Source organism: Kitasatospora sp. NPDC093558 (genome assembly GCF_040683475.1).
GTDB lineage: Bacteria > Actinomycetota > Actinomycetes > Streptomycetales > Streptomycetaceae > Kitasatospora.
This window is the reverse complement of sequence record NZ_JBFBDY010000305.1, coordinates 1-7871: the sequence shown is the minus strand read 5'-3', so window position 1 is coordinate 7871 and position 7871 is coordinate 1. Positions and strand designations below refer to the sequence as shown.

Here is a 7871-nt window from a genome sequence, read left to right as displayed (position 1 = left end):
GCGGTTCGACGACGGGGTTCAGCAGGTGGCCGACGTGGCGAATGCCGTTGTCGTCGAGGCAGTCGTAGACGAACAGGCACAGGTCGACGTCCACCCGCTCGGTGGCCAGCGCCAGCCGTCCCGCGGCGGCCGCCGCGTTCTCGTCCAGCTCGGCCCGCTCGGTGATCCGCCGGGCGGCGGCGCGCGGGGTGCGCGACTCGTCCGGCGGGATGCCGAGGTCCCAGGCGGAGTCGACGAGCTCGTCCCAGGCGGCCAGGACCTGCTCGTCGGTGAGCTCGGCCGGGCCGTCCCCACCGGGGCGGCGGCGCCCGCCGCCGAGCCGGCGCCGGCGCAGCGCGGAGCGCCAGAGCATCGGCACGAGCAGCAGCGCGATCAGCGTGACCACCGCGGCGAGGGTGCCGAGCACCTGCGCGGAGAGCAGCCAGGAGTCCTGGCCGGTGTCGCCGGCGGCGCCGTTCTTCTTGCCGCACTCGCCCAGCTGGCGCAGCTTCGCGTCGCAGTCCCTGCTGCTGGACGGCGCGGGCGCGGGCGCGTCGCTGGTGGCGGCGGCGGTCGGCTGCTGGGTGGGCGTGGTGACCGGGGCGGAGACCTGCTCGTTGTAGCGGGGCTGCACGCCGCGGCTGGGGGTGGGCTCGAAGCGCATCCAGCCGTAGCCGGAGAAGTACAGCTCGGGCCAGGCGTGGTACATCCGGCCGGTCACCGCGTAGGTGCCGCCGGCCTGGGCGTCGCCGGGGGTGAAGCCGACGGCCACCCGGGCGGGGATCTTCAGCGCGCGGGCCATCGCCGCCATGGTGGAGGCGAAGTGGACGCAGAAGCCGCGCTTGTCGCGCAGGAAGGTGCGGATGGCGTCCGTGCCGGTGCCGCCGTTGACGCTGGTGTCGTAGCGGAAGTCCGGTCCGGTGAACCAGGCGGCGAGGGCGACGGCCTTGTCGTAGTTGGTCGACTGCTTGGCGGTGACCTTCTGGGCGTCCTGCGCCACCTCGGCGGGCAGGTCGGCCGGCAGGGCCGTGTAGTGGTCCCGGATGTTCTGGGGCACGGCGGGCGCGTCGCGCAGGTCGTTGGCGGTGGGCCGGACGTCCAGCGCGGTGACCTTGTAGTGCAGGCCCTTGATCGCCTTGTCGTTGGTGGGCATCACGGTGCGGGTCAGCTGGTCGAGCTTCCACTCGTTGGGGTGGGGCAGCTGGACCGAGACGGCCGGGTAGGGCATCGGCAGCCAGCTCTTCTCCAGCCCTTCGCTGACCTTGAAGTCGCCCGTCATCTGCGGGACGTTGGCGTCGCGCAGGCCCTCCGGCGGGGGGAAGGCCGCGGACACGTCGCCGACGGTGGTGGAGCCGAGCTTCCAGTTGGTGCCGTCGAACACGTCCAGCGAGCCGGTGCGCAGGTACGTCTGGTCGGCGATGTCGCTGTCCAGGCTGTAGCGCAGCAGCTCGGTGTCGGTGGGCCGGGTGATCTCGGCCTGCAGGCTGACCAGCGGGTCGAGGCTGGTGACCGCGCCGAGCGCACCCGTGCCGATGCTGCTGCCGGAGCCGGAGTGCAGCAGGCCCGACTCCCAGTGCGGCAGGAAGACCGGCAGCAGCATGGCGATGGCGAGGGCCAGGATGCCGACCTGCTGGCCGCCGAGGCCGACCGAACCCGAGCTCTCGGTGCCGCGCGAGGTGCCGCGGAAGATCCGGCCCCAGCGCGAGACGCGGTCCTGGCCCTCGGCGAACAGGAGCACCAGGTAGCCGGCCGCGGCGAGGCCGAACCAGATCCAGCTGCCGTGGTCGCCGGCCAGGCCGTTGCCGACCGAGTACAGCGCCAGCAGCGGCAGCCCGGCCAGCGCCGAGCGCCGGTACGTCACCGCGACGGTGTCGACGATCAGCGCGATCAGGCCGACCGAGCCGACCAGGATCAGCCGCAGGCCCGCGTTGGGCGGCGCCGGGATCGCGTACTGCTGGATGTCGTCCAGGCCGGAGCCGAACACCCGGTCGAGGGAGCTCAGCGAGTCCGGCCCCGGCACCAGGCCGCCCCACATGACGCCGGAGTCGGCGAAGCCGATCAGCAGCAGGAAGGCCAGGGCGAGCAGCTGTCCGAGCGGCACCGTCCAGCGGTACAGCGGGGAGCGGCGCAGGCCCGCGCCGACCGCGGCGATCACCGCGATCACCAGGAAGGCGTGGGTGATCCAGCTCTTGGTCGTGAGCAGCGGGGTCAGGCAGAGCGAGGCGAGGGCGGTGGCCAGCGCCGCGTAGACGGTCAGTTTGGCCCGGGTGGTCACGCGCCGGCCTCTTCTCGGTAGGGGGCGGTGGTCGTCGCGCCTTCGGCGGCCCGCCACAGGTCGGGGAGCGAGTCCCCGGCGCGCACCGGCAGGACCGTCCAGCCGGCCTCGCGCAGCTGGCGGGCGCGGGCGCGGAACTCGTCGCCGCCGGTCTCCGGGGCGAGCAGCCGCAGACCGCTCCACGTGCCGGTGTCGAGCAGGAAGGCGATGGCGCCGCCGGTGCGGCTGCGCAGCCGGGCCAGCCGGGCGGCCTGGGACTCGTCGAGCTCGCCGAGGACGGCGACCAGCAGGCCCTCGCCGCCGGCGCGCAGCGGCTCCTCGGCGCGGGAGAGCCCGCCGCCGTCGGACAGGTCGGCGACCGCGAGCGCGTCCAGGATCAGCCCGGAGGAGTCGGCCGCCGCGTTGGTGCCGCCCGCGCCGGGGCCGGGGACCCACTGGCCGGTGTCGGTGAGCAGCCGGGTCTGGTAGCCGCGCTCCAGCAGGTGGACGGAGACGGACGCGGCGCAGCTGACCGCCCACTCGAAGGAGGAGGCGGGGCCGCTGCCCCGGTGGGCGATCTCTCGGGTGTCCAGCAGCACGGTGGCGCGGGCGCGTTGCGGCTGCTCCTCGCGGCGGACCATCAGTTCGCCGTAGCGGGCGGTGGACTTCCAGTGCACGCGGCGCAGGTCGTCGCCGGGCCGGTACTCGCGCAGGATGACGTCGTCGTCACCGGCCAGCGCGAGGGTGCGGGAGTGGCTCTCGCCCTGCCCGAGCCACTCGCCGCTCAGCCGCACGTGCGCCAGCGCCTGGACCTGGGGGACGACGGTGAGCACGTCGGAGGCGTTGAACGAACGGTTCACCTCGCACATCCCGAACGGGTCGGACAGCCGCAGCTGCAGCGGCCCGAGCTCGTAGCGCCCGCGCAGGTCGGAGCGGACCCGGTAGGAGACCTCGCGGTTGCCGCGCGGCTCGACGCGGTCCAGCACGAAGCGCGGGCGCGGCCCGAGCACGTACGGGACCTTGTCCTCCAGGAGCAGCAGCCCGGTGGGCACCCGGGAGATGTTGTCGACCCGCAGGTGGACCCTGGCCTCCTGGCCGGCGATCGCCCGGTGCGGGCTGAGCCGGCGTCCGCTGGCCACCCGGTAGCGGGTGTTGGCCAGCACCAGGGCGGCGGCCAGCGGCAGCGCGGCGAGCAGCACGCCGACCCGCAGCAGGGCGTCCTGGTCGAGCAGGTACGCGCAGACCATGGCGGTGAGCCCGGCGGCGAGGAAGGAGCGGCCCCGGGTGGTGAGGCCGCGCAGGCCGGCCCGCAGGCCCGACGGTGAGTCGGACGGCGACACCTCAGCCCCTCCGGCCGGCCGGGCCGCCCTGCGGGCGCGGCAGCGGCAGCCGGGCGACGAGGTCGGCCACGATCTGCTCGGAGGTGCGGCGGCTCAGCTGGGTCTCGGCGGTCGGCATCAGGCGGTGCGCGAGGACCGGGACGGCGAGGCGCTGGATGTCGTCCGGGGTGACGTAGTCGCGCCCGTCCAGCGCGGCGGCGGCGCGGGCGGCCCGGACCAGGTGCAGGGTGGCGCGCGGTGAGGCGCCCAGGCGCAGCTCGTGGCTGGAGCGGGTGGCGCCGACGAGGTCGACGGCGTAGCGGCGGACCGGGTCGGCGATGTGCACGGTGCGCACCAGGTCGATCAGCTTGAGGATGTCGGCGGCGTGCGCGACCGGCTGGAGGTCGGCCAGCGGGTTGGCGCCGGCGTGCACGTCGAGCATCGCGAACTCGGCCTCGGGGCTGGGGTAGCCGATCGAGATGCGGGCCATGAAGCGGTCCCGCTGGGCCTCGGGGAGGGGGTAGGTGCCCTCCATCTCGACCGGGTTCTGGGTGGCGACGACCATGAACGGCGACGGCAGCTCGTAGCTGGTGCCGTCGATGGTGACCTGGCGCTCCTCCATCGACTCCAGCAGCGCCGACTGGGTCTTGGGCGAGGCGCGGTTGATCTCGTCGCCGACCACGATCTGGGCGAAGATCGCGCCCGGACGGAACTCGAAGTCGCGCTGGTGCTGGTCGTAGATGTTGGTGCCGGTGACGTCCGACGGCAGCAGGTCGGGCGTGAACTGGATGCGCCGCACGGTGCAGTCGACCGAGCGGGCGAGCGCCTTGGCCAGCATGGTCTTGCCGACGCCGGGCACGTCCTCCAGCAGCAGGTGGCCCTCGGCGAGCAGGACGGTCAGGGCGATCCGGACGGCCTCCGGCTTGCCCTCGATCACGCTCTCGATGTTGCCGCGGACCCGGTCCACGACCGCGGCGAGCTCGGGCAGGCCGACCCGGTGGTACCCGTCCGCCCCGTGGGCGCCCCCCGAAGAACTGCCGACACCGGCCTGATCGCTGTAGCTCGTCACCCGTTACGCTCCCTGGCACACCGTGCCCGCCTCACCCCGAGGCCGGCCCCCACCCCATGCTTGACGCGGCCGTTCCAGGGGCGGTTCCGTGCGGGATCCGGCGCCGGGACAGCGGCCTGCGGCCCGGCCGCCCCAGGTGGTTCGAGGTCAACCGGCAGGCGCATTCTCCCCCGCCGGGGGCGCGGAAGTCACCCTGTCGCCCAGGCGCCGTTGACTGGGGGACAGGGGGCGCCGGGTCAGTGGATTTCGCGCAGCAGGCCCGTGTGGACGTCGAAGACGAAGCCGCGGACGTCGTCGGTGTGCAGCAGGAACGGGGAGGTGCGGACGCGCTGCATGGACTGGCGGACGTCGCCGTCCAGGTCGACGAAGGCCTCGACCGCCCACTGCGGGCGCTGGCCGACCTCCAGCTCCAGCTCGCGGCGGAAGTCCTCGGTGAGCCCGAGCAGGCCGCAGCCGGTGTGGTGGATCAGCGCGATCGAGCGGGTGCCGAGGGCGCGCTGGCTGATCGTGAGGGAGCGGATGGTGTCGTCGGTGACGACGCCGCCCGCGTTGCGGATGACGTGGGCGTCGCCCAGTTCGAGCCCGAGCGCCGCGAACAGGTCGAGGCGGGCGTCCATGCAGGCGACGACGGCGATCTTCTGCACCGGACGGGCGTCCATGCCGCAGTCGTGGAAGGTGACCGCGTAGTCGCGGTTGGCCGCCACGAAGCGGTCGATGATGGTGGGGGTCTCGGAATCGGCAGCGGCGGTCGGCGTGGGCCGGTCGGGGGTCACTGTCATGGGGGCGACGTTAGTGCGATTCGGGTGGCCGCGGTGGGGCGGAGAGCTACAGAACGCGGCGCTGTGACCGAGCGCATAGCCACAACGGACGGGTTTGTCCGGCCTGGTCCCGAACCGCGCGCGGCCGGGGCGCGCGACCGGGCGCCGCAGCCGCTCCGCCCGTCCGCGACCGACCACCGGGACGGCCGCGACCTGCGGTGATCCGTACCGCCGCCCGGGTGGTGCGCCGGAGCGGGCCATTGACTGGCGGTGCCCGCGCGATAGAGTTGCGGCGCAGTGGAGCACACCCGCCGGAGCCCGTCAACAGGGCGTTCCCGGCCGCTGCTCCGGCCCGACCCGGCCCGTGGCCTCCACCCGCTCCGTGTCCTCCTGGCGCACCTTCCCCGGCGCCCGGCGGTCATGTCCTTCCCCTCGAGCGGGCGGGGACCACGGGCCGTGTCGTGCCCGCTCCCGGCGGTGGGCGAGAATGGTCGAAGCTCCCGGACATCGGGCTGCTCCGCACCGAGGAAGGGCGCCACCGCGCATGACCACCAATGAGCCGGGACCCAAGCACGTCCCCGTGATGCTGCAGCGGTGCATGGACGCGCTGGCCCCGGCGATCTCCCGGCCCGGCGCCGTGGTGGTGGACGCCACCCTCGGCCTCGGCGGGCACAGCGAGGCGCTGCTCACCCAGTTCCCCGAGGTCCGGCTGATCGCGGTGGACCGCGACCCGGCCGCGCTCAAGCTCTCCGGCGAGCGGCTCGCGCCGTTCGGCGACCGGGCCACGCTGGTGCACGCGGTGTACGACGAGATCCCCGAGGTGCTGGAGCGCCTGGGCATCGACCGGATCGACGGCGTGCTGTTCGACCTCGGCGTCTCCTCGATGCAGCTGGACGAGGCCGACCGCGGTTTCGCGTACGCCCAGGACGCCCCGCTGGACATGCGGATGGACCAGACCCGGGGGATCAGCGCGGCCGAGGTGCTGAACACCTACAGCCACGGCGAGCTGGCCCGGATCCTCAAGTTCTACGGCGAGGAGCGGTTCGCCGGGAAGATCGCCTCGGTGATCGTGCGGGAACGCGAGAAGGAACCGTTCACCAACAGCGCGCGTCTCGTCGAGTTGGTGCGCAACGCCATCCCGGCCGCCACCCGGCGCACCGGGGGGAACCCCGCCAAGCGGACGTTCCAGGCCCTGCGGATCGAGGTGAACGGCGAACTGGAGGTGCTGGACCGGGCCATCCCGGGAGCGCTGGACGCCCTCGCGGTCGGCGGCCGGATCGTCGTGATGTCCTACCAGTCGCTGGAGGACCGCCTGGTGAAGCAGTACTTCGCGGCCGGGGCGACCAGCACGGCGCCGCCGGGACTGCCGTTCGTCCCCGAGGAGCACCAGCCCTGGCTCAAGCTGATCACCCGCGGTGCCGAGCTGGCCACCGAGGCGGAGATCGAGGAGAACCGGCGCGCCGCGCCCGTGCGGCTGCGGGTGGCGGAGAGGATCAGGGACCGGAAGAAGCGGGGCTGAGCAGGTCCCGGGGCGGTCCGAAGGGCGGAGGAGAGCAGTGGGGCCGGTGGCCGGTGGGGTCCGGGCGGGGAGCGGAGCACTCCCGGGGCAGGGCAGGGCGCGTATCACGGTCCGGCCGGGGCGGCGCCCCGTCCGGGGGCGCACGCCCTTCGCCGTCCTGGTGGTGGTCCTGCTCGCGGCGGGGCTGCTCGGGCTGCTGGCGCTGAACACGGCGCTCAACGAGGGCTCGTTCGAGCTGTCCAGGCTGCAGCGGCAGACCACCGCGGCGACCGACGAGCAGCAGAGCCTCCAGCACCAGATCGACCAGAACTCCGCGCCGGACGCGCTGGCCAGGCGGGCCGCCGAGCTCGGCATGATCCCGGCCGGCGGGATGGCGTTCCTGGACCTGGGCAACGGCGGCAAGGTGCTCGGCAAGCCGGGCCCGGCGCAGGACAGCCCGCCGGTGAAGCGGTCGACGGCCGAGCCGTGGCCGACCAAGCAACAGCCGTCGCCGAGCTCCCAGCCGAGCGCCCCGGCACCGACGGCGACCGCGGGCGACTCCGTCGTCCAGATCAACCCGGGCGCCCCGGCGCCCTCACCGACGGGGGGTGCGGCTCGATGAGCGGGCGGAACCAGGGAGCCGGCCGTACGTGCGTACGGGACCTCGTCGAGCGCGGCGAGGTGGGCGCATGAGTACTCCGCGACAGCCGTCCGGGGGCGGTTCCGGCAACCCGCGCCGTCCGGCGGCGCCCAAGGGGGCCGCTCCGCGCGGGCAGGCGGCGAAGAAGGCCCAGCCGGCCAAGCCGTCGTCCGCCAAGTCGTCGTCTGCCAAGCCGCAGGCCGCGAAGGTGCAGCCGGCCCGGCCGAAGCAGCCCGCCAAGGGCCAGCCCGCGAAGGCCGCCGCCGCCCGGACCCCGCGCGCCCCGCAGCAGCGCCGCCCCGAGGGCCGGCCGCCGGCCCGCGCCCAGGCGGGGGCCCGGCCGCGCCCCAAGTC

6 protein-coding genes and 1 pseudogene are annotated in these 7871 nt (G+C 74.4%); 3 read left to right on the top strand and 4 right to left on the bottom strand.

Annotated elements, in window-relative coordinates:
- The 4 genes from AB0O00_RS24455 to AB0O00_RS24440 all read right to left on the bottom strand — a co-directional run.
- The coding region (locus AB0O00_RS24455; protein WP_363655117.1) for a DUF3488 and transglutaminase-like domain-containing protein at positions 1–2254 on the bottom strand (2254 nt) is incomplete at its 3' end.
- The gene (locus AB0O00_RS24450) at positions 2251–3573 is read right to left on the bottom strand and encodes a DUF58 domain-containing protein (RefSeq protein WP_363655115.1); all 1323 of its coding nucleotides are present in this window, start codon (positions 3571–3573) and stop codon (positions 2251–2253) included. The genes AB0O00_RS24455 and AB0O00_RS24450, both read right to left, overlap by 4 nt.
- A 1-nt stretch (position 3574) precedes the next feature.
- Positions 3575–4540, bottom strand: a complete 966-nt coding sequence (locus AB0O00_RS24445) for a MoxR family ATPase (protein WP_363655119.1) — start codon at positions 4538–4540, stop codon at positions 3575–3577.
- Positions 4541–4857: 317 nt separating this feature from the next.
- The gene (locus AB0O00_RS24440) at positions 4858–5400 is read right to left on the bottom strand and encodes a carbonic anhydrase (protein WP_363655113.1); all 543 of its coding nucleotides are present in this window, start codon (positions 5398–5400) and stop codon (positions 4858–4860) included.
- Between the two features lie 523 nt (positions 5401–5923).
- Between AB0O00_RS24440 and rsmH the strand changes: the two genes are divergently transcribed.
- From rsmH to AB0O00_RS24425, 3 genes and pseudogenes are all read left to right on the top strand, one after another.
- Complete coding sequence (rsmH, locus tag AB0O00_RS24435; RefSeq protein ID WP_363655111.1) at positions 5924–6898, top strand: 16S rRNA (cytosine(1402)-N(4))-methyltransferase RsmH; 975 nt, start codon at positions 5924–5926, stop codon at positions 6896–6898.
- Positions 6899–7061: 163 nt separating this feature from the next.
- A complete protein-coding gene (locus AB0O00_RS24430) occupies positions 7062–7499 on the top strand; it encodes a hypothetical protein (protein WP_363655109.1) in 438 nt (145 codons plus the stop codon).
- A gap of 67 nt (positions 7500–7566) precedes the next feature.
- Positions 7567–7871, top strand: a pseudogene (locus tag AB0O00_RS24425) (hypothetical protein); the annotation flags it as partial.

What these genes read in the sequence shown, in the direction of transcription:
- AB0O00_RS24440 (WP_363655113.1), bottom strand. Translation starts at nt 5,400, where the DNA reads ATGACAGTGACCCCCGACCGGCCCACGCCGACCGCCGCTGCCGATTCC.
- rsmH (WP_363655111.1), top strand. Translation starts at nt 5,924, where the DNA reads ATGACCACCAATGAGCCGGGACCCAAGCACGTCCCCGTGATGCTGCAG.